33 protein-coding genes and 1 other RNA gene are annotated in these 21251 nt (G+C 63.0%); all 34 read right to left on the reverse strand.

Annotated elements, in window-relative coordinates; all coding sequences use genetic code 11:
• Positions 1–27: 27 nt before the first annotated feature.
• The 34 genes from ACZ5AC_RS12885 to ACZ5AC_RS13050 all read right to left on the reverse strand — a co-directional run bounded on the left by ACZ5AC_RS12885 (position 28) and on the right by ACZ5AC_RS13050 (position 20367).
• Positions 28–906, reverse strand: coding sequence for a hypothetical protein (locus tag ACZ5AC_RS12885; RefSeq protein ID WP_464248005.1), 879 nt, complete (start codon positions 904–906; stop codon positions 28–30).
• 25 nt (positions 907–931) lie between these two features.
• Positions 932–1966, reverse strand: a complete 1035-nt coding sequence (locus ACZ5AC_RS12890; protein ID WP_464248006.1) for a phage protease — start codon at positions 1964–1966, stop codon at positions 932–934.
• A complete protein-coding gene (locus tag ACZ5AC_RS12895) occupies positions 1963–2334 on the reverse strand; it encodes an HU family DNA-binding protein (protein WP_464248007.1) in 372 nt (123 codons plus the stop codon). The genes ACZ5AC_RS12890 and ACZ5AC_RS12895 overlap by 4 nt, the downstream gene beginning before the upstream one ends.
• A 233-nt stretch (positions 2335–2567) precedes the next feature.
• Positions 2568–3305: a phage head morphogenesis protein gene (locus tag ACZ5AC_RS12900; RefSeq protein ID WP_464248008.1), complete on the reverse strand. Its 738-nt coding sequence runs from the start codon at positions 3303–3305 to the stop codon at positions 2568–2570.
• Entirely contained in the window at positions 3298–4872 is a 1575-nt protein-coding gene (locus ACZ5AC_RS12905) for a DUF935 domain-containing protein (RefSeq protein ID WP_464248009.1), read from the reverse strand. Before ACZ5AC_RS12905 ends, ACZ5AC_RS12900 begins: the two co-directional genes overlap by 8 nt.
• On the reverse strand, positions 4869–6179 hold the full coding sequence (locus tag ACZ5AC_RS12910; protein ID WP_464248010.1) for a terminase large subunit domain-containing protein: 1311 nt from the start codon (positions 6177–6179) through the stop codon (positions 4869–4871). Before ACZ5AC_RS12910 ends, ACZ5AC_RS12905 begins: the two co-directional genes overlap by 4 nt.
• Positions 6176–6808: a hypothetical protein gene (locus tag ACZ5AC_RS12915; protein WP_464248011.1), complete on the reverse strand. Its 633-nt coding sequence runs from the start codon at positions 6806–6808 to the stop codon at positions 6176–6178. Before ACZ5AC_RS12915 ends, ACZ5AC_RS12910 begins: the two co-directional genes overlap by 4 nt.
• 4 nt (positions 6809–6812) lie before the next feature.
• On the reverse strand, positions 6813–7055 hold the full coding sequence (locus tag ACZ5AC_RS12920; RefSeq protein ID WP_464248012.1) for a hypothetical protein: 243 nt from the start codon (positions 7053–7055) through the stop codon (positions 6813–6815).
• Entirely contained in the window at positions 7052–7489 is a 438-nt protein-coding gene (locus ACZ5AC_RS12925) for a hypothetical protein (RefSeq protein WP_464248013.1), read from the reverse strand. Before ACZ5AC_RS12925 ends, ACZ5AC_RS12920 begins: the two co-directional genes overlap by 4 nt.
• 13 nt (positions 7490–7502) lie before the next feature.
• Positions 7503–7718 (reverse strand): TraR/DksA C4-type zinc finger protein, encoded by a 216-nt coding sequence (locus ACZ5AC_RS12930; RefSeq protein ID WP_464248014.1) that lies wholly within the window; start codon positions 7716–7718, stop codon positions 7503–7505.
• Complete coding sequence (locus tag ACZ5AC_RS12935) at positions 7711–8007, reverse strand: hypothetical protein (protein WP_464248015.1); 297 nt, start codon at positions 8005–8007, stop codon at positions 7711–7713. The genes ACZ5AC_RS12930 and ACZ5AC_RS12935 overlap by 8 nt, the downstream gene beginning before the upstream one ends.
• Before the next feature lie 215 nt (positions 8008–8222).
• Positions 8223–8663, reverse strand: coding sequence for a hypothetical protein (locus tag ACZ5AC_RS12940; protein WP_464248016.1), 441 nt, complete (start codon positions 8661–8663; stop codon positions 8223–8225).
• Positions 8653–9285, reverse strand: coding sequence for a transglycosylase SLT domain-containing protein (locus ACZ5AC_RS12945; RefSeq protein ID WP_464248017.1), 633 nt, complete (start codon positions 9283–9285; stop codon positions 8653–8655). The genes ACZ5AC_RS12940 and ACZ5AC_RS12945 overlap by 11 nt, the downstream gene beginning before the upstream one ends.
• Positions 9282–9674, reverse strand: coding sequence for a putative holin (locus ACZ5AC_RS12950; protein ID WP_464248018.1), 393 nt, complete (start codon positions 9672–9674; stop codon positions 9282–9284). Before ACZ5AC_RS12950 ends, ACZ5AC_RS12945 begins: the two co-directional genes overlap by 4 nt.
• Before the next feature lie 205 nt (positions 9675–9879).
• Positions 9880–10890 (reverse strand): LAPAL motif-containing putative phage structural protein, encoded by a 1011-nt coding sequence (locus tag ACZ5AC_RS12955; protein ID WP_464248019.1) that lies wholly within the window; start codon positions 10888–10890, stop codon positions 9880–9882.
• A gap of 36 nt (positions 10891–10926) precedes the next feature.
• Complete coding sequence (locus ACZ5AC_RS12960; RefSeq protein WP_464248020.1) at positions 10927–11163, reverse strand: hypothetical protein; 237 nt, start codon at positions 11161–11163, stop codon at positions 10927–10929.
• Entirely contained in the window at positions 11160–11606 is a 447-nt protein-coding gene (locus tag ACZ5AC_RS12965) for a helix-turn-helix domain-containing protein (protein ID WP_464248021.1), read from the reverse strand. The genes ACZ5AC_RS12960 and ACZ5AC_RS12965 overlap by 4 nt, the downstream gene beginning before the upstream one ends.
• Before the next feature lie 2 nt (positions 11607–11608).
• Positions 11609–11971 carry a hypothetical protein gene (locus tag ACZ5AC_RS12970; protein WP_464248022.1) on the reverse strand — a complete coding sequence of 121 codons (363 nt, stop codon included), beginning with the start codon at positions 11969–11971 and terminating at the stop codon, positions 11609–11611.
• Entirely contained in the window at positions 11964–12605 is a 642-nt protein-coding gene (locus ACZ5AC_RS12975; protein WP_464248023.1) for a regulatory protein GemA, read from the reverse strand. The genes ACZ5AC_RS12970 and ACZ5AC_RS12975 overlap by 8 nt, the downstream gene beginning before the upstream one ends.
• Entirely contained in the window at positions 12589–13026 is a 438-nt protein-coding gene (locus tag ACZ5AC_RS12980; protein ID WP_464248024.1) for a hypothetical protein, read from the reverse strand. Before ACZ5AC_RS12980 ends, ACZ5AC_RS12975 begins: the two co-directional genes overlap by 17 nt.
• Positions 13027–13037: 11 nt before the next feature.
• Entirely contained in the window at positions 13038–13475 is a 438-nt protein-coding gene (locus ACZ5AC_RS12985; protein WP_464248025.1) for a hypothetical protein, read from the reverse strand.
• Positions 13463–13732, reverse strand: coding sequence for a hypothetical protein (locus ACZ5AC_RS12990; protein ID WP_464248026.1), 270 nt, complete (start codon positions 13730–13732; stop codon positions 13463–13465). The genes ACZ5AC_RS12985 and ACZ5AC_RS12990 overlap by 13 nt, the downstream gene beginning before the upstream one ends.
• Before the next feature lie 290 nt (positions 13733–14022).
• Positions 14023–14289: a hypothetical protein gene (locus tag ACZ5AC_RS12995; protein ID WP_464248027.1), complete on the reverse strand. Its 267-nt coding sequence runs from the start codon at positions 14287–14289 to the stop codon at positions 14023–14025.
• Positions 14286–14459, reverse strand: a complete 174-nt coding sequence (locus ACZ5AC_RS13000) for a hypothetical protein (RefSeq protein WP_464248028.1) — start codon at positions 14457–14459, stop codon at positions 14286–14288. Before ACZ5AC_RS13000 ends, ACZ5AC_RS12995 begins: the two co-directional genes overlap by 4 nt.
• Entirely contained in the window at positions 14456–15010 is a 555-nt protein-coding gene (locus ACZ5AC_RS13005; RefSeq protein WP_464248029.1) for a hypothetical protein, read from the reverse strand. The genes ACZ5AC_RS13000 and ACZ5AC_RS13005 overlap by 4 nt, the downstream gene beginning before the upstream one ends.
• Positions 15007–15258 (reverse strand): hypothetical protein, encoded by a 252-nt coding sequence (locus tag ACZ5AC_RS13010; RefSeq protein ID WP_464248030.1) that lies wholly within the window; start codon positions 15256–15258, stop codon positions 15007–15009. The genes ACZ5AC_RS13005 and ACZ5AC_RS13010 overlap by 4 nt, the downstream gene beginning before the upstream one ends.
• Positions 15255–15491, reverse strand: coding sequence for a hypothetical protein (locus ACZ5AC_RS13015; protein WP_464248031.1), 237 nt, complete (start codon positions 15489–15491; stop codon positions 15255–15257). The genes ACZ5AC_RS13010 and ACZ5AC_RS13015 overlap by 4 nt, the downstream gene beginning before the upstream one ends.
• 255 nt (positions 15492–15746) lie before the next feature.
• Positions 15747–15923 (reverse strand): hypothetical protein, encoded by a 177-nt coding sequence (locus tag ACZ5AC_RS13020; protein WP_464248032.1) that lies wholly within the window; start codon positions 15921–15923, stop codon positions 15747–15749.
• Positions 15924–15933: 10 nt separating this feature from the next.
• Positions 15934–15998, reverse strand: an RNA gene (locus tag ACZ5AC_RS13025) — hammerhead ribozyme type II.
• 2 nt (positions 15999–16000) lie between these two features.
• Entirely contained in the window at positions 16001–16600 is a 600-nt protein-coding gene (locus tag ACZ5AC_RS13030; protein ID WP_464248033.1) for a DUF3164 family protein, read from the reverse strand.
• Positions 16600–16926, reverse strand: a complete 327-nt coding sequence (locus tag ACZ5AC_RS13035) for a hypothetical protein (RefSeq protein WP_464248034.1) — start codon at positions 16924–16926, stop codon at positions 16600–16602. Before ACZ5AC_RS13035 ends, ACZ5AC_RS13030 begins: the two co-directional genes overlap by 1 nt.
• A 94-nt stretch (positions 16927–17020) precedes the next feature.
• Positions 17021–17566, reverse strand: coding sequence for a hypothetical protein (locus ACZ5AC_RS13040; protein WP_464248035.1), 546 nt, complete (start codon positions 17564–17566; stop codon positions 17021–17023).
• Between the two features lies 1 nt (position 17567).
• Positions 17568–18278 (reverse strand): AAA family ATPase, encoded by a 711-nt coding sequence (locus ACZ5AC_RS13045; protein WP_464248036.1) that lies wholly within the window; start codon positions 18276–18278, stop codon positions 17568–17570.
• A gap of 61 nt (positions 18279–18339) precedes the next feature.
• Complete coding sequence (locus ACZ5AC_RS13050; RefSeq protein WP_464248037.1) at positions 18340–20367, reverse strand: Mu transposase C-terminal domain-containing protein; 2028 nt, start codon at positions 20365–20367, stop codon at positions 18340–18342.
• Positions 20368–21251 lie beyond the last annotated feature (884 nt).

Below are 21251 nucleotides of genomic sequence, written 5' to 3' on the forward strand. Positions count from 1 at the left end.
TGTATGGTTCCTCTCCATGCTTGATGGTTAACCGGCCGTGGTCAGGCTGCAGCCGTCATTGACGACCAGGCGCCACGCCTTGGCCGCTCCGATCACCACCGACGTGAGCACGACGGTGTCTCCGGCGTCGCCCAGGGTGATGGTGTTGTTCCCGGTCTGGTTGATGGGCGCAGCCACGGTCACGACACAATCTCCGCCCCCGTCGACGCCCAGGCACAGGGTCAGCATCAGGCCGGCGGTGGCCGGTGCGGCCAAAGTCCTGGTCTGCCCGGTCGCGCCAGTGGTCAAAGACACGGCGGCGGACCTGTTTGCGGGCAGCGCCTGTCCGTTCCCGGGGTCAGCCACGGGCAGGGGCGCCTTCCCGTAGAGTTCCTGCAAAGCGCCCTCGACCGTGGTCTCGGCCGTGAACGCTCCGGCATCGGCAACGGAAATGGCCGATGCGGCGTGCGCGGCGCTGGTGTCGGCGATGTGGGTGGCCACGTCGGCCTGGCGAATGGCCGGCTCGATGTCGATCCAAGCCTGATTCGCGGCGATGAATCCTGCGATCACGCCGCAGAAGATGGCGTTGGTCACGTTCGCGACCAGGTCCACGGTCTGGTCGTCGACCAGGAACACGCTGTCACCGACATTCGCCTGGGAGATAGTGTGTCCGAGGGTTGCCTTGATCAGGCCGCGCCGGCGAAGGACGACCATCTGGTCGCCGTCCTGGCCCAGGGAGTTGTCGACGTGGTGGATGGACACGCCCTGGAAGATGAGGCCGGCCGTATCCGATCCGGGGACGGCGTACCCGGCCGCGTTGACGCACACAAAGGCGCCACCGTAGATGACGTCGCCGTCATCAATGGGGAAGGCGAGCTCGACGCCCTCGGTGTATTCGAGCCGCTTGTCCGCTGCTAAAGCTGTCATGGTTCATTCTTCCTTGCCGGTCGGGCTATTTGGATTTGGGGTTGTACTTCTTGAAGGTCTCGTCATCGATGCCCATCATCGCGTTCACCGCCCGCTGAACATCGTCGATGGGCGCGCCCCCGTCGGGCTGCTTATTGTCCATCCTGGACGGGTCGGCGATCACCGGAGCGGCCTTGCAGTAAGCGTCGAAGCGTTCCAACCCGCCTTCCAGTGCGCACTGCGCCTTGTGGTAGTCGACGGTGGCCGGGGTGATCTTGCCCTCGGCCAGGGCCTTCTCGATGGCGGCCTTGATGTCCTTGTCCTTGGCCTGCTGGTTCAGAGCAGTCAGGGACGCCTCGGCGTTGGTGGCGCGGGCCAGGGCTGCATCGAAGTCCGCGCGCGGCACGAACTTGTCCAGGGGCGGGCTGGCGGCGGCGTTGGTCGCCGTGACCAGGTCACCCTTGAGCTTGCCGATATGGGCCAGTGCCGCCTCGAATGTGGTGCCCTTCGGCAGCCCAAGCGCGGCCAACAATTCTTCCAAAGTCATACGATCCTCCTGCCCATTCAGGGCCTGTAAAAAGAGATTCGGGCGATTGGTCAGTGCCGCCGACGTGAGCGCCACCACCCGTTTGGACGCCCGTTCGAAAACGAAGACGGGGCTTACGTACCGATAGGACTTGGACTCCACCGCGTTGCGCCCGGCCTCGGTCCATTCGACACGGCCCCAGATATGGCCATCCCGGATCTGCAGTTCCTGGATCCAGCCGACGGCGGGCGCCGGGTCACCCTGGGGCGCTTTCAGTTCCGTGGCATGCTCCAGGTCCACAGGGAGGTCCGCGCCACCGGCGGCGAACGCGCCTATCACGAGCTCCGGGCTGTCGTTGACCCACTCCCGACCATCGCGGCCGACGACCTGGCCGGCTGGAACCAGCGGGATCCACTCCGGGGCGTGTCCGGGAACTTCCAGCTCCTGGGCGTTGATGCCCACGGCGGTCATGGCCGTGGACGCGGAGTTGAGCGCCTTGAGCAGACAGGGCGCGAAACGGCCGTCGTCGATGACGAGCACCGTGGGGCTGCTCACGCCTCGTCCTCCAGCATGTCCTTGAGCGCCTGGGCCGCGCGGAATTTGACCGCCGTCCTGGCCGGCACATCCATGGACACTCCTCGCGGGGTCTGGATGGACCGGGCCGCCAGCTGCTTGAGCTTGAGCTTCCCGATGCCGGGAAGGTTCAGGCTCATGCCATCGCGGAGAGCGCCCTGGGCGACGGCGGCCAAGGCATCAAGGACCCGCTCGCATGCCGCCCGGCTCTCTTTGGAGGCTACGGACAGGGCCTCAACCAGTTCTTTTTTCTTCATCTGACCTCCATGCCCTGGACGGGCCCGATCGTTTCCGGCTCGTCGGTGACGTCCGATACGCCACCCAGACCGGTCGAATTTCGCAAATTGCACTAGTGCAAAACTAGTCTAAGCCCCTCGACCCTACCCAGCGTCCGGGACAGCAGGCCTGACGCCTTAGAAGGCGTATTTGGGCCAAATTCGATTTTTCGTGAGATTTCGAGATGTGCTCAGTGGTTCGGGTCGCCTTCATAAGCGCGACAATGCCGCGATTTCAGGCGAATTTCTGAAGGTAGGACGCGTGGTGCGGACAACTTTTGGACGGCTCCAGCAGGGGCGGGCCGCCCTTATTTTGGAGGTTCTGACCCTGGGAGCATCCGCGTGAGCTTCTCCTGCAGGACCTTGGGGTATCTGCTCACATCCGGAGACCAGGCTTCCTTGCCAGGGTTGCCCTCAAAACCCTTGTCCGGCATCAGCGGCCTGGCCGGCATCGGGCCATTCGGGCCGATCGGCTCGATCAGTTCTCCCAGGCCGTTGCCCTCCATGACATCGAGGCCGCGATCCCGCACCTGGCGATCGCTAAGGGTCTTCACCTTGCACCTGCACCTGTGACCATTCGGCGGGTACCACGTGTCCCAGAATGGGCTGTCGAAGCGGTAGACCCGGCCATGGAGGGCGCGGTGCGTCGGGCGCGTGCGAGAGTCGTTGACGGCCGAGTACTGCCAGAACGGCCTGGCGTCGGAGACCAGCATCATCTGCTTGTACCTGCCGACGTTGTACGCGGTCTGGATGTTGGTTCGAAAGATGGTGTCGATACGCCAGGCCTGGAGGCCGACCCAGCCATTCTCCACCCAGATGTGCTCCAGGTCCTTAGACCAGGTCTCAAAGCTCGTCCCGTCCTGGATGGCCCGGTAAATGGCCTCGAAGATCTCCGCCAGCATGTCGGCCCGGGCCAAGCGGCTGACCGTGAAAGCCAGCACGCGGTACTCTTCGGCCAGGGCGTAGAACTCCCTGGGCGACAACTTGACCTTGGAGAGCCAGTACTCCAGGGCCTCGGACATGGGCAGGGCCTTGAGTTCAGTCATCGCCATCGCCTCCGATCACGTCACGGCCGTGCATGTCGGCGGCGACCAGGGCGCGTTGCATCACGTCCTGCAGCGGATCTTCGCCGGCCTCATCCAGGTACGCGGCGAGCAGCGCCTGCAGCTCCTCGAAGGACTTGGCCTTGCGGATCAACCCGTCGATTTCCCGGCCCATGGTGGCCGCGGCATTCACGGCGTCCGGCATGACCCCAGCGATCAGCCCTTCCAGGGCCTGCTGGTCGGCGGAAAAGCGCGGCGCGGCCTCCCGGTTCATGGCCTGAGCCTTTGTGGCTGGCTGTAGTACTGGGGCCGGTGCAAACGCGGCCGCAGGCTGTAGACACTCCGCCTTTGGATCCGGGTCGCTGAATCCCAACTTGTCCCGCACCTCGCTTGTCTCGACGCGCAGGCCAAGCGGCACCAAAACGGCCAGGGCTTCGGTCAGCAACTTCACGTCCGCACTCTCCGGCTCGCGGAGATGGACGGACGGGTAGTTCTTCTGCGGGCCCCAATTCAGGGTGATGAACGGGATGACCAGGTCGCGCTCCAGCGTCTCTTCCAGCTGGTCGGCGTCGGCGTCACGCAGATCCTTGCGGACCTCGTTGTGCACCTCCGCCTGACTGCGGCTGCTGCCGTCGTCCGTGGTCATGGTCTGGCCCAAGACCGCCTTGCTGATCTGCGCGTCGAAAAACTTGGCCATGCGCTCGAAGAGCTCGGCACCTCCGGCCACATTGGCCAGTTCCTCGAACTCGATCTTCATGCTCTCGGGGATGACCGCGCTGGCGTCAGTGCCCAGGTTGGCAACGGCCATGCGCAGGATGTCGACATTCTCCGGCGTCTCGCCAGAGGGATACTTGCCGAGGCGCAGCGGCATGCCGAACACTTCGGCAAAGGCCATCCAGTCCTTGATCCCAAAGCTCTTGAGCATCCACGACCAGGCCGCCAGTCTGGCCAGGCCACCGCGGATCGGGATGCCGGACTTCAACCGCGGGTCGTGGACCATGAACTTGTACGGCTCCAGGGCCAGGCCGCCCAGCATGTCGCTCTCGTCGCGCAGGCGCACTTCGCGCCTGGTGGCCTGGTCGAACTGGAAAAAGCGCGGGTCGCGCCATTCGTAGCAGGCTGGTGCCCAGGGTGATGCCTTGCGGTCCCACATGATCTCGACGACCGAATACCCCTTGCCCACGCTATCCATGAGATCCTGCAGCAAGGCCCTGATGCCGCGCCGCTTGAACAGCAGGCGCACTGCATCGGCCAACTTCACGTCGCTGGGGTCGTCGCTCGCCGCTTCAACCACCACGGGCAGGCCACTGACGGCGCGCTTGCGGGTGCCCAGGACGCTCGCGTAATGCGGGTCACGCTCTTCCATTTCTTCGGCCAGGGTCAGATAGGCCTCGTGGTCGCCTTCTGCGGCAGAACGTAGCACTCGGGCCAGCCTGGCCGGGGTCAATCCGCTGGTGACCTCTCCGAAATTCCAGAGGCTACGCAAGCCGGTCAGGGACGGCGCAGCGATCTGCCTGTCGAGCAGCTGACGCCGCACCGGCCGGCCGTACTGGTCCAAGATCTGGGTCATAACGATCTCCTGTTGCCGCGCATGGAATTCTTGTTGGGCACGGGGTGGTAGGCGTATTCGACTGGGCCTGTTTCTGCGGCATTGCAGGCGAGAAAGCACGCCCAAGCCCGGTCAGCATGGCCGCCGGCGTCGGACTCCGCCACGAAACGCGGCGCTCCAGTCGGCCCGGCGACCTTCTGCAGCTTATGCAGATCCGCGCGCAGAGCCTGGTTCCCCATGGGGATACGCAAGCCCTTGTCCTCGAAACGCTGCTTGCCGACCGTGGCCAGGGTCAGCTTGTTGGGGCTGGTGAACAGCACACCTTCAACCCTGGTCGATCCGTGCCGGCGCTGCGCGTCCTCGACCGGCTTTTCGCCCATGCCCGTCTTGTCCATGCAGCAGCGCATGACACGGTAGCGGCTGAAAACTTCATCGAGAAGCTGGTCCTGTTCGGCAAAGGAGGCGCCACGACGCTCGATCACCTGCCGCGTCCAAAGCACGTCGCCAACGAGCTCGAAGACCCAGATCACGAACAGGTCCTTGCGACGGCCGATGTCGATGCCGACATAGCAGGGCCCCCCGGCGTACAGCTCGGGAATGCCTGCCTGGTCGTGCTCGACGCCGTTGATCAACTCCCAGGGCAGCCAGGCACTGGCTTCGTCCAGCCATTCCAGCTCGTACTCCTGCCTCCAGGCGTCATCGTCGTTCAGGGCTTCTTTCAGGGCTGCGATGTCCCGGGGGAGGCCGTCTTTCACGGCCCTGTAGATGTCGACCACGTGCCGGGACCAGATGTCCGCCTCTCCGGTCATTAGCTCGTAAAACTTGTTCCCCTTGCCGTTGGGGGTGCTGGTCACCCGCAGCTTCAGGCCCGGCTTGGAGACGACCGGGAAGAGCGCCCGCCAGATGGCATGGCTGTCCTTGTGGAAGGCGAATTCATCCAGGAAGACGTTGGCCGAAAAGCCGCGAGCGGTGTCGGGGTTCGCCGGCAGGGCCGTGATCTTGGATCCATTGGTCGTGGCCACTTCCAAAGCCCGAACCGTCGTCTTGTCCGACAGCCGGAAGTCCGTCTCCATGGACTCAAACCCGGCGTTCAGGGCTCGAAGGTGCAGCTTCACGCCCTCGTCCATGGCCTCCTTGGCCTGCCGCTCTCCGCGAGACAGGATGACCCAGCGCACGCGGCGCTTCTCCAGCTCGGCGAAGGCCACGTCCTGGGCGATTTCAAGCGTGGTGGTGAAAGTCTTGCCGGTCTGGCGGGCGAACATGCCGATCTTGAACCGGCTGTCATCCTCCAGCCATCGCTGCTGGTACGGATAGAGCAGGCCGCTCATGCCTCGCCCCTGTAGACGGCCAACATGCGTTCCTTCATCTGGGCCGCCGTCATGGGCTCGCTGGCCTCATCCGCCGCCTGATCGATGGCCTTGATCAACAACTCGCCCTTGGGCAGCCCGGCCTCCAGTTCGTCAATCAGAGCCAAGCACTGGGTCACGTCCTTGACCGTGGCGCTGGTGATGAGGCCCGGATCCGCGAGCGCCAAGCCGAGCTTGTTCTCTATGGCCGCGCGAAGGACCGCCACGGCATCGGCCCGGGTGGCGATGGTTGGGCGCTTTTCGGCAGCTCCGGACGGGATCTTTCCAGAGGCGGCCATCTCCTGCTGCTTGAGCGCGAGGTTTTCCAGGGCCGAGACGGCGAAGGACAGCTGGGAGGCCTCCATCCCGCTCGTGGCGACGATCAGGCGCTCCAAGACCTTCTGGCGGCCCAGAATGGTGCCGTACCGAATGTCGCTTTCAGCCTTGGCTATCTCCTCGCGCTTATCGCGCCAGCCGTACTTGTCCGCCCACGCCTTAAGCGTCGTGGCCGAAACTCCGGTAAGTTCGGCCACACGGTCAAAAGAGCAGCGGTCAACGCAGTAGAGCTCCTGCGCCTTCCACACGGTTTCGGGTGGATGTTCCCAGCCCATACGCCTACCCGTCCAGTTCGCGCGTGAGGATGGCGATCTTGCGGTCCAGGCCGGCCAGTTCGTCGGCCTTTTCCTTCATGGACAAGCTCAGGCTCAGGACGTGCTCACCATCGATCTCGTGCACTTCGCCGGCCAGGGGCAGGGCTGCGCGGATGGAATCCCGCAGGGCCTGGACTTCCGCTGCCACCAGCTTACGCCTGGAGCGCAGGTCTTCCCGATGTCCGATATTCTCGCGTCGTTCGCTCATTTCGCTCGCGCCTCCACGATTGTGATGAGCCGTTCAACGGCCCTCGTGTTATTGACAACCAAGGTCTGCAGTGCATCAGCCATCCGCTCGTAATCCTTCACCAGCTCCACGTTGTCGTTGTAGAACCTCACGGCCTCGGCGTGCTCCTTGCCCAGCTCCTTGCAAACGGACTGGGTGTCCACGCGGTACGCCTCCAGGATCTTGCTCGTGTTGTTCCGGTACGCATCCAGAATGCGCGCGGTATCGGCGCGGAACTCTTGCTGCATCACCGCCATGCGCGTGTTCCGGATGTGGTCGAGCACGAGCACGGTCACAAGCACCAAGGCCGGAGCGGCCAGGGCCAGGGCAATAAGCCCGGGCACGCCCAGGCCGGAAAGAACGGCGGCGATGGTCTGCATGGCGCTGATCAAGGTCTGGATTTCTTGGGGATTCATTCACGCTCCTTGTTCACGAAAAATGAGAATTGCCGTCCTGCTCGGCCTGGCATGCGGCGCACAGCCTGCAGCCCGGGATGGCCTTGCGCCTGCGCTCCTGGATTTCCTCGTCGCACTCGGCGCACCTGGTGAAGCTCACGAAGCCAGGGTTCCCCACCGGACGGTTGGCGGCCAAGGCCTCTTGGATGTAGAGGCTCTCCGCTTTCTGGGAGTCGTCGACTTCATCCATGCAGCGTGCCCTCGAACCAATCCCGGAGCTTGCGCAGTGCGGCCACGTCGTCTTCAATCACGGTCTCATGCCCGGTCAGAGCGTCCCGGATGATCCGCGTCTCCCGTGCCGTGAGGAACGGCTGGAAGAACTGGCGGTCTTCGCTGGGCTTCTCGCCTAGCCTGTGCCGCATCAGCATCTCCGCCTGGGCCAGCACCTCGGACAAAGGGGCGTTGGGCCAGGTCGTGGCTCGGGCGGCCTCCATGATCTTGGGCGGCACCTTCGCCAGGCGCTCGGAAAAATCAGTCATGGCCGGCCTCGGTCTGCGCCCGGTAGCATTCCACGCAGCTTTCCAGCCCGCGGATGTAGCCGCGCATGATGTCGTCGCGCAGCATGATCGCCTCGATGTTCATCGGGCTGTCGAGGGGACTTGCCGGGTCCAGCCCAGGCAGCTCCGGACGCGGCGGCGCCGGACATTCGACGACCGGCATGGTCACCGCGACCGGAGGCGTGGCAGCAGCGCAGCTACAGAGGACGATTGATCCGACCAACAACAGCAATACGTGTCGCATCGTCGATCACCTCCGTGGTTTCTGCTTCTGCCCCGGGCCGCGTACGCATCTGGTCCAGAATCCGCTTGCGCGCGGCAGCTGCGCCGGCGGCCTCGGCCTCGCGCCCCAGGGCCTGGCGCAGGCTCTCCTGCACGGCAGCGGTGGAGTTCCGGGCCAGATCCAAGGCCGCCTCCAGCCTCACGATCTCGTGGCCGGCGGCGGCCAGCCGCAGACGGGTTTCGTCATGGGCCACTCGCTCGGCCTGGATCTGCCTGGCGGCGTCCGCCCGGGCGGCATCGAGACGTAGGCCCTGCACGTAGATCCACCCGAGGGCGGCCAGGAGCAGGGCCGCCATGGCGGACAGCGGGATGACGCCCCGCTGGCCGGTGATGAGATTCAGGATCCTACTCCACATCGCACCCTCCCGAGCCCCACCCAGCCGCCCGATATAGTTCTGTCCACCTGCCCAGAATTTTGGTCGGGTAGGCCCGGTTCTCCCTGATGTTCGCGGAGGACCTTCCGGCGTTGTGCAAGGCGACGTGGCTCCATAGGAGCGGGTTCATGTGGGCCATCCTGGCCTGCGCCTGGTCGCGTTCGAGCCATCCCAAGCCGCCGTTGTAGGCGCTCAGGGTCATGTGCCAGCGGTCGCAGTCCGACGCCGCCGTGACCCGCTTCCAGAGCCAGCGGTCATAGGTGATCATCGCGCGGATCGACCAGGATGGCGAAAAAGGCAGAGGTTCTCCGGTTTCGGGGGCGACCTGGGGCAGCCACTTCGCGGTCGCGGGCATGAACTGAGCTAGGCCCTGGGCCCCAGCTGGCGAAACAGCCCGTTCGTCCCAGCGTGATTCCTGGTGGATCTGGCCGGCGAAGGTAGCGACAGGCGCGTCGAGGCCCCAGACCATGCGGGCTTCCCGGGTCAGGAGCGAGCGGTGTTGGTTGGCCTGGGGCGGAATGAGGGGGCCGCACGTCGCCCAGGTGGCGGCGAGCAGCAGGACTGCAAGCGCGGCAAGGATGATCAGCGCCTGGCGGAGCGTCACAGGCCCATCCCCACGGCCAGCATGCCGACCACAAAGGCCAGGGCAGCGCAGAACAGGCACGTGCAGAAGATGGCCTCGTAGCCCGGGGCGACTTCGAAGTCGGCCTTGCCGTCGATGTCTGCGTCCGGATCGCTGCGCCAGTCCTTGACCAGGTAGCGCGACGGGGTGGCGTAGGGCACTAGGGCGAGCCACACGCAGCAGCCGGCAAGACCGCCAAGCGGCGCCAGCAGGAGCTTGTAGACCACGACCGGGATCTGTTGCGGGCTGTGGAGCCACAGCGCGATGAAGAGGACGGCCACGGCCAGGAAGCAGTAGACGATCTGCAGCTTTGTGCTGCCGAGAAACGCCTCGACGCCCTTGACGGCGACACCCAAGATACGACGGAGCATGCGGCCTCCTGGTTTGGTAGTTGCCCCGCCGGGCCCATTCTCCGGCGGGGCGATGTTTGGGAGGTGGTCGATGGCTGTTCGACCATGCAGAGCTCAGAATGCGGGAAATGCGGGGGGATTTCAGAAGGAGAGGCGCGAGGTGCGGAGGACTTTTAGACTAGTTTGGACGTTGGGATTTGGGTAAAAGAAAACCCCCTCGCGGGGGCTATTGCATCAAGGGCAGATACATTTGTCGACCTGGGCGGGTGTGCTCTAAAATCTTTGTCGCTTCATATTCAGTTTTGAGGCCCTGTTTTGTTTGCGACTGGCGGGTGACCAGCTTAATTTTAAGCATGTCGCCCTTTGCGAATGACCTTGATCCGGAGTTCACTTCATCCAAGAATTTCTGGTCCGTGATCGTGACATGGATAGGCTGGGAACCATCGCTGAGTTTCCATTTGTTGTCTTCTTTGAAACTTAGCGAAATGATTGAAAAATATCTTATTTGCGGAGTCTCGTCGATCTCCAACGGAATCGGGTCGATCTCCTGAGGGACAAAGAATTGAGCTTCGTACGCGGAGACAAGCTCAACCTGCTGTGCGCCATCTTTGACGAATATCTTGTCTATCCCTTCACCGCGCAGCGGTTCAAGCGCCTTGTTCAACGCGGTCCGAACATCGTTGTCGCCATAAAGCTCGGCGACCTCGGCCGGGACCTCAATGTCTTCATCTTGGAATGTGAGCACAACCCTGTTGTGTTCGATCGGCGTCGCCTTCTTCGGCCTTCTCCCCTTTGCCTTTTTCAGCAGCAAAATCAGGCCGGTTCCTATCGTTACTGGGTTGAGCCCGAGCAAATTGAGAATCTCAAGAGCGCTGTGGACCTTCGACCCCGGAGAAAGCATTTCCACGAATTGAGACATGAAGCCCTGGACCGTCTCAAAGCTCACGCCAAAACAGCCCCGGGGGAACCCCTTCACGCGAACAGAAACGGTGACTTCAGGGCCATTCACCACCCTGTTTGCATGTTCTAGCATGTCGCCAAGCGCAAGCATCGCCGGCGCCAGATCCCGGACGTCCATGGTCCCTTCGCGAAGGGCAGGACCATCAAAATAGATGGAAAATTGCGCTGTATTCATGCGGATGTGGATATTCCATTGATTGAAAAAAGCAACCAGAAAGCCCGCGGAACATGGTGCTAGAAAAAACGAAGCCCCGCGGTGGCGGGGCTGTGATGGCACCAGGTGCTACCTGCGCTACGATCTCGGGCCTGGACCTCAGAACGGCAGCCTCATCTGCGCCGCAGTCTTCACAACTTTCGCCTCGCGCAGGACGCTGCCCGGCATGATCCTGGTGATCTTCAGCGGGCACCAGGGCAGCAGGAACATCACCAGGTAGTGGCCCTCAAGATCCGCGGCAGGCGCCACTACCCGACCTTCCCAGCCGTCCTTGGGCACGATCCACGGATCTTTGCACCCCGCCGGCACAACCACCCGCACGCGAGACCCGGTCATTCGTCAAAGTCCTCCATGGCCGCCGCGACATCGGACGCCCGCACCCGGACGGGCTTGTCGCGCAGGGCGGCGAGCTTCCCCTCGTAGATCATGGTGTAGACGTGCCGCTCGCTGATGTTCAGGCAGTAGGCTGCCTCGTCGACGCGCAGGGTGTGCCTGCGGGCCACCATCTCCTGGGGCGAGAGCTGGAAGGGCTCCGACATCTGGGGGTAGTTGATCGGCAGGAGCGGCGGGAAGCCGCTGGGACGAACCAGGCTGCACGCCCGCTCACAGGCGATGCAACAAAAAATGTCGCCCCGTACGAACCAGTAGGGGCGTTTGTGCGGCTTGGCCTGCACGTTCGGGCACGCCAGCCGCTCATAGACTTCCGGCTTGGGCTGGGCGTCGTACGGGCGCCACCCTTCCTGTATCAACTTTGCCACCTGCTTGATCAGACTCTTCATGCTCACCTCTTTTTCGCCAGAAACTCCTGTACGGCTTGGGCCTCGCGGCCCGTCTGGATTCGGCAGCCCCTGCACCCGCGACGGTCAGGCCGCCTGCACCTGGCGCAGCGGGCCGCCAGGATGACCTCAACCAGTTCCTCGGCGTCCGGCAGCTGCCAGGAGGCCTGAGCGTCGTCTCCGGGCACGCCCTCCAGAGCCTGACGGATGGTCGTCATCTGCCGGATCATGTTGCCCGGGTAGCGGTCTCCCAGGACCTGGTAGACCGTCGACCTGGTCAGCTCGGGGTGGCGCTTCAGGAACGCGTGAACGGATCCATGCCGGGCCACGACGGCCTGGCGGAGGGCGTGTCCTGGCGTGTCACCCATTCAGAGCCGCCTTGTTCGGGTCAAAGGCCGGGCCGCGGAACTCCAGCTCCGACAGCAGCATGGAGACCAGCTGCCCACTACGCAGCTGCGCGAAAGACTCGACGCCGAACCAACGGCACACCAGCGAGTCCAGGCTCTCCCTGGGGTAGCCGCGCTCCTCCCAGATCGCCAAGACGGCCTTCTTGTCGAAGGTCACCTCGCGCTTCTGCAGGTCCGACAGCAGGGCCGAAATCTTCCTCTCGTCATGCAGCCACGCGAAGGACTCGACGCCGAACCCTCGTTTCACCCTGGTCTCCAGGCTGCTCATGGAGTAGCCGAGCTTCTTCCAGATGGCCAAAATGGCTCGCTTCTGGTCGGCATGCGGGTCGCCCGCCTTGACCTCGATCCAGTCAGGCCGAGCCTTGGAAGTCACCTTGGTGTTGCTCATGCGCTGCCCGGGCTGGGTGTAGACGGCCCCCATCTCAGCCAGAAGCTGCACGAGGGCGGAGAGCTGCACGAAACTCAGCGTTGACGCGCTGCGCACACCGAACTTGTTTTCGAGCAGGGCGCGGTAGGCGTCTTCATCCATGTCGACGAGCTGCTTCCTGGCAATGGCGATCTTGGCGTACAGGGGCTTCCTATTTGGTGCGGCCACGGTTGCCCTCCTTGGCGATGATGTCATCCGCCGGGACGTATCTGGTCCCGCCGTACATGGTCACAGGGACCCACCAGCGGCCATCGTGGCCGAGGATGGGCGCAGCGGCCACAAAGCCGCCCTCGACACGCCTGACGCCGCCCTTTTCAAAGCGGACGCTGACGCGGTCGCCGCGCTGAATTCCTGGCTGCGTGGCTGGCTCGGGAAGGCCTTCCAGGGCCGCGCCGACAACCAGGTCGGCCAGCCGGGAGCGGTCGAAAAACAAGGGCTTTCCGTCTGGCCCGTCGTACCACTTGCGGTCGATCCGGACCCGGAACGAGCCCTCTGGGCCGCCGTGGATCTCCGCCGGCGACAGCTCGAAGCGGGCGCGGCGTGTGTCAATTCTGACACTGAATGATCCTGAAAATTTGCGTTTATCCACCATCTGCTCCGTCAAAATTCAGATTTCCGCAGTTCGTCCCAGCACTCCGGGCATCGCCACCAGTAGCCGCCGGAGAGGGGCGCTCCGCAGTCCTTGCACCGGCGCGTCGGCCTGTTCGCCCGAGCCTTTGCTTCGCGGGCCTCGACTTCCGCAGCCTTGGCTGCCGCACGCTTTCCCGCACGCATCTGGACGACTTCGGCGCGGATCCGCTCTATCCATTCTTCAGTCGGCTCGAAGGAGATGCCCCAGATGTCCCGCATGGCGTTCCGAATCATCAGCGCCACGCACTTGGAGTTACCCACGGGCACCGGGTACATGGCGGAGGCCGGACGATGCGAGTGGCGAAGCCGCGGGCTCACATGCGACCTGGGCCCGCGCAGGCGGCCCTGGTTGGAAAGCTCGTACTTGGGATGGCCGGGAAGCGGCCGCCATTCTTCTACAGCGCCCATGACCGCAACCTCTTGTTCACGGATACGCAGAGCTGAAGCGCGCCCTGGAAAGCGATCTCGTTCTTGAAAATTGTCATGCCCTCGGTCGCCAGGGCCTCTCGAAGCTGGGCCGCATCGGCCCCGCAACGCTCAGCCAGGAATCCGAGACCCAGAGCACAGGCTTCGGCCTGGGGCAGCGCCTCGCGCACGGCCTGGCGCACGGCGTCAATGGTGACCGGGGCAGGCGCTGGGACCGGGGCCGCTGCAGGAGCAGGCACGGCCGGAGTCTTCCTGGGCCGACCGCGCCGCTTGGGCTGCTTCGGGCCAACCTGGGCAGAAGCTGGAGCCGGAACGGTTGCAGGAGCAGGAACGGCCGGTGTCTTCCTAGGCCGACCGCGCCGCTTGGGCTGCTTCGGAGCGACTTCGGCTGTGGCCGGCGGCCACTCCACGGCGCGGGACATGCGCGAGATCCCGGTCGAGCAGGCCAGGCATGGGCCGCTGTCCCGATGATGCCGGGCATGGGAGTGCCTGAGCATGCACTCACGGTCGTCCGCGGCGATATGGCACGTCATGACGCGCACGCCTCAGCTTCCAGCAGGTCGCATCTGGCGAGCAGCTCACGGTTCTGGATGGCCAGCATCTGACGGTGGCGCTCGCTCTCGGCCAGCTCGCCTCCAAGGCCGCGCAGTTGCTCTTCCTGGGCGTCGATCGTGCACAGGCAGCTGCGCAGGTAGGCGTGCTGCTCTTCAAGACGGTCGGCGATGGCCTGGAGCGTCTTTTGGCTCAGCGGCTGGGTGTTGGCCCGGATCAGGTTGATCATGTCGGGGGTGGTCATTTGTCACCTCGCTGTTCGGCCATGTCGCACGTGTGCTTGCGGCCGGTGACGTAATAGCGCTCGGGGGATACCTGGCATTCCAGCCGGCCTCCGACCGCTCGAACCTTTGAATGACGGCACTGTTCGCACGTCACGTCGCCCTTGCTCGCCTTGCGATAGCTCATGTTCATGATTCCTCCTTGGTGACTCCCAACTTCTCCCGCCAGCCCTTGAGCCCTTCGGCCAGGGGCACAATGTGCTCGTCTCGCTCCGGATCCCGCCGGCGTTGCGGCTGGGGATCCTGGGGCCGATGCTTGGCCTCTTCCTCGCGGCGCACGTTGCCCTGGTGCCAGGCCTTTTCGGCCAGCTCATAGGCCACGGCTCTCAAGTAATTGTGCCCGTCCAGGGGCCGCTCCAGCTTACCCTGGGCATCGCGGTCCAGGACGAGCTTGATGGCCTGGGCCCAAAATTCGGGGCGGTTCTGCACCACCCGGCCGCCTTTCCACTGCGTTTCCGGCTCGGCCACCAGGGCGGCCAGCTCGGCCACGATCCTGCCGGCGCGCTCCCAAGTCAGTACCCGGGTGGACCCGGGCTTGCGGAACAAGCCGAGGTACGCCCAGCAGAGGCGTGGCAGGTCGCCTGGCAACTTGCCGACGGCCACCACGGCCCGCTTGGCGTCGTCGTCCACCAGGAAGGATTCCAGGGGGCCATAACCCCCGCAGACTGGGCAGGTGGCTTTCATTCCACTTCCAGTTCCATCTGCTTTAGTTCTCTTGTGATGAGGCGCAACAACGTGCGTAGGGTGGCTTCTTTCGCGCCCGAACACACGCATGTGTTGTGGTCATTAAACGTGCAAAGCTCTGTACCGTCTGGCGGCATTGTGTGACATAACGAGAACTTGCACTTATCTGCCCCTACGCACTCATAATATTGTTCGAATTTTCCTTCGTAGACTGTCATGTGGATATTTGCTGATTTTGTGGCTTTCATGCCGCCACCTGCCTCTTTGCTTCCTTCAGGCGCTGCTTGGCCTCACGGACCAACGCTCTTAATTCTAATTCGAGATCACCAACTCTATCAAAAGCATCCGAGATCTCACTGTCCGAATCAAAGGCGCCCCAAGGCATGGCGTCGCAAAGGGAGTGCCTGCATTTACCAGCTTCATTCGATTTCTGCGCAACTTCGTCGATCAACCAATTCAGGACTTCTTCAGCTTCGCACATAGACTCATCTTCTCCTTGATGCGTTTCCATTCCCACCGGCAGCGCCGCTTCCCGTCTTCGTCCGGAGGCCAAACGATCCGGGCGCAGTAGCTGGCGTCCTGCTTGTTTCTGAGCTTCCGCTCTGTCCAGGCAAGGCAATGATTCTTGCAAAAAGCCCGCGGTACGTCGTCAATAAGGGGTACGTCGGCATCAGTTCCGTCACCGTGCATTCGATCCCGTCCACGAACATCCTCTGTCGCACCAGGACCAGCTCCATCATGCTGCAGCATCCTTCCCTCCCAGGGCGGCAAGGTCATCGGCGGTAAGCGTCGCCGGCACGTAGGCGCCGAGCAGACACTTCGGGCAGATCCAGTCCGGCCCGCACTCCTGGTCGCGCGGCACGAATTCGTCCGCATCGCCCCGATACTCGCAAAACCCACACTTGATCTGCATTTGGATGACCTCCTGGCTGCTCATCAGGCCCCGGCAACCACGCCGGGACGACGGCCCCGCAGGGCCGTTTCGCGTGGTCAGACCGCCGCCATATCGAGAGGCACGCTCACGTACCGATCGCCATTCCCAACGCGCTCATAGAGCCTGAAATACGCCGTCGTGCCCGTCACCTGCAGGCTGTCGGAGATGGCCTCCATGGCCCTGTGCCAGCGGTCGTCGTCGATGTTCAGGCGGCGCAGGCCGAGGATGCGGCCGGTGTTGATGCGGCCTTCCTTGTCGACCTGGAATGCGTCGTTGATGAGAGCCTGCAGCTCGGTGCGGCTGCCCTGGGTCCATTCCCGGATGCACTCGTCAATCAAGCTCTTGGCCGCCTGCAGGCGCTCGTCGAAGCTCAGATTCTCGGAGATCTGCCGGCGCAGCTTGAAGCGGCCATCGAAGGACATCAGGGTCACATTGCCTTTCTGCCCCCCAACCTGGGCCTCGTACTTCTCGGCCGCGAGCGACACGAAGGCCTCGATGTCGCCCATGATTTCGGCCTTGAGCTGGCGCAGCTGCTCCTGCGCGGCCTTGATTTTAGCCGCCTTCTCCATCACCAGCTCGTCGCGGGCCAGATCGATAGGCTGGATCTGCTCGACGGGGACCAAGTGGCCCATGGCGTTTTTCTTGTAGCCGTCCATTACGCTACCCCCTGGGCCTTGGCGTGGACGCAGCCGTCGCACTCTCCGGGGCAGTCGGCTGGCAGCGCGCCAATGAGGGAGAGGATCCTGCGCTTAGTGCGCTGGACGGCGCGCTGCAGGGACTCCTCATCGATCTTGACCTCCTGGATCGTGTTCACGACTTTGAACTGAGGGGCCAGCAGCCCGCGCTCCAGCTCCTCGGCATGGTCGGCGGCAGCCACCAGGTTGGTCTTGACGAGCCGCAGCACCGCGGCCTGCTCTTCGCCGACCTGGTGCAACAGCGCGCCCAGGGCGATGGCGTTGTTTCGAATTTCCTGACTTACCATAACAACCTCCAATGGTTATATTATCTGCCCCAGATCGCCCAGCCGAGCGCAAGCCCGACCACAAACATCAATATGCACAACCCAGCCACCCAATTCATGAGACAGCCTCCTCAAGTTCCTTCACCGCAACGGTTACCTGCTCCATGCGTTCACGCACTGCGGCCAAAGCGTTGCGCACGCGGATTGCCTTCAGCTTCTCGGCCTTGGTGACGTCTGAAGGCATCACCACCGGGTCGGTCACCAGTTGCACGCGCCCGTCCTCCAGCCGCCGGACCACCTCGTGGCCCTCCAGCATCGTTGTCCATGCACGGGCGTAATTGCGGCTCGCTCCGGTCAGCTCCATCAGGTCCTCAATACTGACCACGCGGCGGGCGCGCAGGATGGACCACATCTTCTGCCGCAGCTGCACCGGCTCCTTGCGGGCCGCCCAGCGGTACTCGCCCTCGGAGATCCTGGCCGCCTCGCCGGAGCGCAGCAGGTCGCGCATCACGGCCTGCACCATGGGCCGGACCTTGCGGCCGGCCACCTGCTCAGGGTTGGCCGAGACGATGGCCGTGACGAGTTCGGACACCGATGCCCGGCATCTGGCCTGCAGCAGCTCGCGGACGATGTTCGCAAAACTTCCTTTTCTTCCTGCCATGCTACGCCCCCTTCAGTGCTTGCTTGGCTGCGATACTGACCATCTCGGCATTAACGTCCGACGAACCTTTGCCTTCTGCCATTCTGGCCAGGGCCACCACCAGACGGCGGACCTGCCGGAAGTCACCGTCGGAATCTTTGGCGGCCAAGGCAGCCGCCGCCTTGTCAAGGCGGAGCCCAGCCACTTCAGCCGAATAGAACACGATATCCGAAGCTCCGATGGGCTCGAATTCGACGACCTGGAACACGCGGCTCCAGACTCTGCGCTCCGCTTTCAGGTAGGTCAGAAGGTCGACCTCACCGACGAAAACCACCGGAACCCCGGACAGGTCCGAAAGGTCTCGGACGAAGCCCAGAAACTTGGGCGGCATCTTCTCCATTTCATCCAGGATGACTGGCCTTTGGTCTGCCACCAGCTTGTCCATCACCACTTTGAATACCGAGGCTTTGGACCATGGAATGGCGCGCACACCCAACTCTGTTGCCAGCGCCCGCAGAAAGTCCCGTTCGCTGGTGTTCCAGATGGACAGCACGCGCAAATACACGCTCTGGTTCTGGGCCGCATACCACTGGCTGGTCCGCGTCTTGCCGCGGCCAGCCTGGCCAAAGACCAGCCCGAACCTGCCGTCACCCTCGGCGAGGGCCAACGTTTCCATCAGGTCCTGGAAATTGCGCACATTGCGCGTCTTGACAAAGGACGGGTTGAGCTTCACTCTGAGTTCTCCTTTTTGTTGTGGCGGCCGCAGTGGTTCCAGCAGCGCGGTCGCCGTTTTTTTACGATCTTGCCGATGCTTCAGCAGCCGCCGGGGCCGCATGCAGTAGCGCCATCTTCATTCGAAATTCCTCGAAATAATCGCGCATGCGGCCGTACTTCTCGGTCTGCTCGAAATAGCGCATGAAAGCCGTGAACTCCGCCGGGATGACCATGCTCTGGGCTTCGGCCTCCAGCAGCATCTCGTAGCGGTCTTCCTCTGGGTACGTGCCGCGCACGTCCGTCCAATATTGATCCGCAGAGCTGATGACGTAAGGCTCGAAGTCAGGCTCTTCGGATTCCGTTTCCGGCTCCAGATCGGGCTGGTTCATGGCGTGCAGTTCGGCCAGTTCGGCCTCGAAATCTTCGTCTGTGGGTACTGAGATGGCCTGAGTGGTCTTTGCCTTCGTCGTCCGGGAAGATGGTGTGACTGGGAGTTCCGCCTGAACGGATGAGAATAGACCCATGCGATCCAGACTGGCCGCGTAGCCCGGCAAGATTTCGCCCACCAGCAGCTCCCTGGCTGTGGCCGCGGCCATCTTTTCTGCGTGCTTGCGCAGTTCCAGCTTCGCCTGCAGGCGCTGCTGATCCTCTTCGGAGCCGAGGAGCCTGGCCATGGGGTGGTCCTTGCCCTTGATCATGGCCGTGACCAGAAATTCACCTGTCATCTCGTACACATCCACGCTGGACAGGTCCTGCGGATCGTACTTCACGATCACATCGTGCTTGCGGCCATACAGCCGCTCGTCAAAATAGGTGATTTCCGTGTCTGACCCGATCATGCTGCCCGGCAGTTTCACCTGGCACTTGGCTACATGCCGCTTGCGGGCCGTGAGCATGCATTCCCGCAGACACAGTAGATGCTCTTCGCTCAGGCCGTTGCCTCGCCCGGCGTCGAACACCTCGCGCGGGCAGCGACCCTTCAAGTGACTGCGCGACTGGGGCTGCTCCACGTAATAGTCCACCCAACTGGCTATAGCCCTATGCGCTTCAGGAAGGGTCATGACCGGAGAGCCGCTGGCTTCCCAGATCTCCTTGTGTACGAACTCGCCACGTTTTTGATATGCAGGCTTGAGGTCGATACAGGAGCCCGTGCCGCCAGGCATCAACTCTTCCAGTTGCCGGAGATACAGGAAAAAGCGCTCTACGGTCTTGGACTGGCCGTGGTAGGCCCAGGCAAAGGTTGTTTCCATGCCCAGGCGCTTGAACAGGCCGTCCACGCCGCTCTGGCTCAAATCGCCAGTGAAATAATGGCTGCGTTCAGCCCGGCCATTGTCCATGTAGGCCACCCGGCCCGGCTTCCCGAGGCGCAGCAGAGCCCTCCGCAACCCGGCAACCAGGGCTTCGGTGTTTTCTTCAAAAGCGATCTCCCATCCAGCCGGGTAATTACTGGCCATGTCGTACCACATCACCAAGGTCATGCGGCATGGACGGCCCAAGAACGGGTGGATGATCTGAAAATTCAGGCGGTGCCCATCCGCAACCAGAACGTCTCCGGGCTGCAGCACGCTCAGATCTCGATCAATATACATGGCAACCTTGTCATTCCATGCCTTCTGACCTTCCCTGCAAAACACCCACACATCCTGATTGCGCTCCTGGAACATGCTCAGGAATCTCCGGAAAGTGGTGCCCGAAGGCACATATTCAGCGCCCTGAGCCTCCAACATCTTCTGCGTCATACTGATACAGGTAGACAGGCGGACCCGATTCGGATGGAGGGCCAATCGCAACACAGCCTGCTTCATGGCGTCCGTCAGGCTACTCTGGCCGCGCTGAGCCAGCCCGCGCCGATCGGCCAAAGTAAAGGCGTCCCCCGTGCGCTGCATTGCTACCTTCCAGCGCTCGATCGTCTTCCAGGAGGTGGGGCCCAGCTCGCGCAGCAGCTCCGGGTACGCCCCGGCGTGATAAGCCTGGATAAAGCCATCCCGCGCGAACGCCTTGTTGGATGCGCGGGATACGGATGCAGTGTAGTGCCGCACCAGGTCTGCCCGCAGCATGGCTTTTTGCTTGCGCGGGATATCCAGCGCGCGGGATGGAAGGGCGGTCATGGATGGGGCCAATGAGCGAGGACGCACCGGGGAAGATGCGACTGCTGCCAGGGCCGCGACTTCAGCTGCGGCAAGGGCCTGGCGAGCCCCAGCCGAGAGCACCTCTCGCTCATGGTCCTCAACTTTCTCGCGGATATCCGTCGGAAGGTCCTTGGTCGCAAAGAGCTTTCCGCCACCCTTGCCCTTTCGCTTAGTGAACGGCCATGACTCATCAGCTGCTCTCCGCTGTATTTGTCTCGTGGTAAGCCCGACAATTTCACCAATTTTTTCAGCTGCGTACACTTGAAACCCTCACTCGTTTATTGGTCGCCACGTCCTGAACGTGGCGACGGATAAAGGACTGAAGATTACCACCCCTGGCCAACTCGCGCCCCGTCATTCACTACGACAAGTGTTCCATCTTCGAGACCGGTGCGAATGCGCCGCCCACGCAAGACGACGTGGCCGCCAATGACTTTTCTGACTCCCAGGACGACTTCTTCATTCGTCGCTTCGCGAATCGCCTCTTCCAGGTCCTGGGCGCAGAGTTCCATGGCGCCAACTTGGTTCAGCAGGCATGCACGCGTGACGTGGTCTGCTGGATACGTTGCTGCGAGCGCCCGCAGCCTCGACCCAGCCTCGCGCCATGCGGCCGGCAATTTGTGGGCATTCATCTGTTACAACCCCCATTGCCACGCCACGTGTCGCGGATAATAACCGCGACAAGAGCAATCGGCGGCGCGGCGAGGGCCACGAAGACGCAGGTTGGTACGATGATTTCAATCATCTACGCAGCCTCCCTCGGGCGCACGGAGTCCGGGAAAGGGATGGGCTCCGGGCCAGTAAGGTGACTGGCGTAGTCAACGACCTGGAAGCGAACCCCCATGCTGCGGCACATCTTTCGG

Source organism: Desulfomicrobium aestuarii, from assembly GCF_055385525.1.

What these genes read in the sequence shown, in the direction of transcription:
- ACZ5AC_RS12885 (WP_464248005.1), bottom strand. Translation starts at nt 906, where the DNA reads ATGACAGCTTTAGCAGCGGACAAGCGGCTCGAATACACCGAGGGCGTC.
- ACZ5AC_RS12900 (WP_464248008.1), bottom strand. Translation starts at nt 3,305, where the DNA reads ATGACTGAACTCAAGGCCCTGCCCATGTCCGAGGCCCTGGAGTACTGG.
- ACZ5AC_RS12905 (WP_464248009.1), bottom strand. Translation starts at nt 4,872, where the DNA reads ATGACCCAGATCTTGGACCAGTACGGCCGGCCGGTGCGGCGTCAGCTG.
- ACZ5AC_RS12910 (WP_464248010.1), bottom strand. Translation starts at nt 6,179, where the DNA reads ATGAGCGGCCTGCTCTATCCGTACCAGCAGCGATGGCTGGAGGATGAC.
- ACZ5AC_RS12915 (WP_464248011.1), bottom strand. Translation starts at nt 6,808, where the DNA reads ATGGGCTGGGAACATCCACCCGAAACCGTGTGGAAGGCGCAGGAGCTC.
- ACZ5AC_RS12920 (WP_464248012.1), bottom strand. Translation starts at nt 7,055, where the DNA reads ATGAGCGAACGACGCGAGAATATCGGACATCGGGAAGACCTGCGCTCC.
- ACZ5AC_RS12925 (WP_464248013.1), bottom strand. Translation starts at nt 7,489, where the DNA reads ATGAATCCCCAAGAAATCCAGACCTTGATCAGCGCCATGCAGACCATC.
- ACZ5AC_RS12930 (WP_464248014.1), bottom strand. Translation starts at nt 7,718, where the DNA reads ATGGATGAAGTCGACGACTCCCAGAAAGCGGAGAGCCTCTACATCCAA.
- ACZ5AC_RS12935 (WP_464248015.1), bottom strand. Translation starts at nt 8,007, where the DNA reads ATGACTGATTTTTCCGAGCGCCTGGCGAAGGTGCCGCCCAAGATCATG.
- ACZ5AC_RS12940 (WP_464248016.1), bottom strand. Translation starts at nt 8,663, where the DNA reads ATGTGGAGTAGGATCCTGAATCTCATCACCGGCCAGCGGGGCGTCATC.
- ACZ5AC_RS12950 (WP_464248018.1), bottom strand. Translation starts at nt 9,674, where the DNA reads ATGCTCCGTCGTATCTTGGGTGTCGCCGTCAAGGGCGTCGAGGCGTTT.
- ACZ5AC_RS12960 (WP_464248020.1), bottom strand. Translation starts at nt 11,163, where the DNA reads ATGACCGGGTCTCGCGTGCGGGTGGTTGTGCCGGCGGGGTGCAAAGAT.
- ACZ5AC_RS12965 (WP_464248021.1), bottom strand. Translation starts at nt 11,606, where the DNA reads ATGAAGAGTCTGATCAAGCAGGTGGCAAAGTTGATACAGGAAGGGTGG.
- ACZ5AC_RS12970 (WP_464248022.1), bottom strand. Translation starts at nt 11,971, where the DNA reads ATGGGTGACACGCCAGGACACGCCCTCCGCCAGGCCGTCGTGGCCCGG.
- ACZ5AC_RS12985 (WP_464248025.1), bottom strand. Translation starts at nt 13,475, where the DNA reads ATGGGCGCTGTAGAAGAATGGCGGCCGCTTCCCGGCCATCCCAAGTAC.
- ACZ5AC_RS12995 (WP_464248027.1), bottom strand. Translation starts at nt 14,289, where the DNA reads ATGACCACCCCCGACATGATCAACCTGATCCGGGCCAACACCCAGCCG.
- ACZ5AC_RS13000 (WP_464248028.1), bottom strand. Translation starts at nt 14,459, where the DNA reads ATGAACATGAGCTATCGCAAGGCGAGCAAGGGCGACGTGACGTGCGAA.
- ACZ5AC_RS13005 (WP_464248029.1), bottom strand. Translation starts at nt 15,010, where the DNA reads ATGAAAGCCACCTGCCCAGTCTGCGGGGGTTATGGCCCCCTGGAATCC.
- ACZ5AC_RS13010 (WP_464248030.1), bottom strand. Translation starts at nt 15,258, where the DNA reads ATGAAAGCCACAAAATCAGCAAATATCCACATGACAGTCTACGAAGGA.
- ACZ5AC_RS13015 (WP_464248031.1), bottom strand. Translation starts at nt 15,491, where the DNA reads ATGTGCGAAGCTGAAGAAGTCCTGAATTGGTTGATCGACGAAGTTGCG.
- ACZ5AC_RS13020 (WP_464248032.1), bottom strand. Translation starts at nt 15,923, where the DNA reads ATGCAGATCAAGTGTGGGTTTTGCGAGTATCGGGGCGATGCGGACGAA.
- ACZ5AC_RS13030 (WP_464248033.1), bottom strand. Translation starts at nt 16,600, where the DNA reads ATGGACGGCTACAAGAAAAACGCCATGGGCCACTTGGTCCCCGTCGAG.
- ACZ5AC_RS13035 (WP_464248034.1), bottom strand. Translation starts at nt 16,926, where the DNA reads ATGGTAAGTCAGGAAATTCGAAACAACGCCATCGCCCTGGGCGCGCTG.
- ACZ5AC_RS13040 (WP_464248035.1), bottom strand. Translation starts at nt 17,566, where the DNA reads ATGGCAGGAAGAAAAGGAAGTTTTGCGAACATCGTCCGCGAGCTGCTG.
- ACZ5AC_RS13050 (WP_464248037.1), bottom strand. Translation starts at nt 20,367, where the DNA reads ATGACCGCCCTTCCATCCCGCGCGCTGGATATCCCGCGCAAGCAAAAA.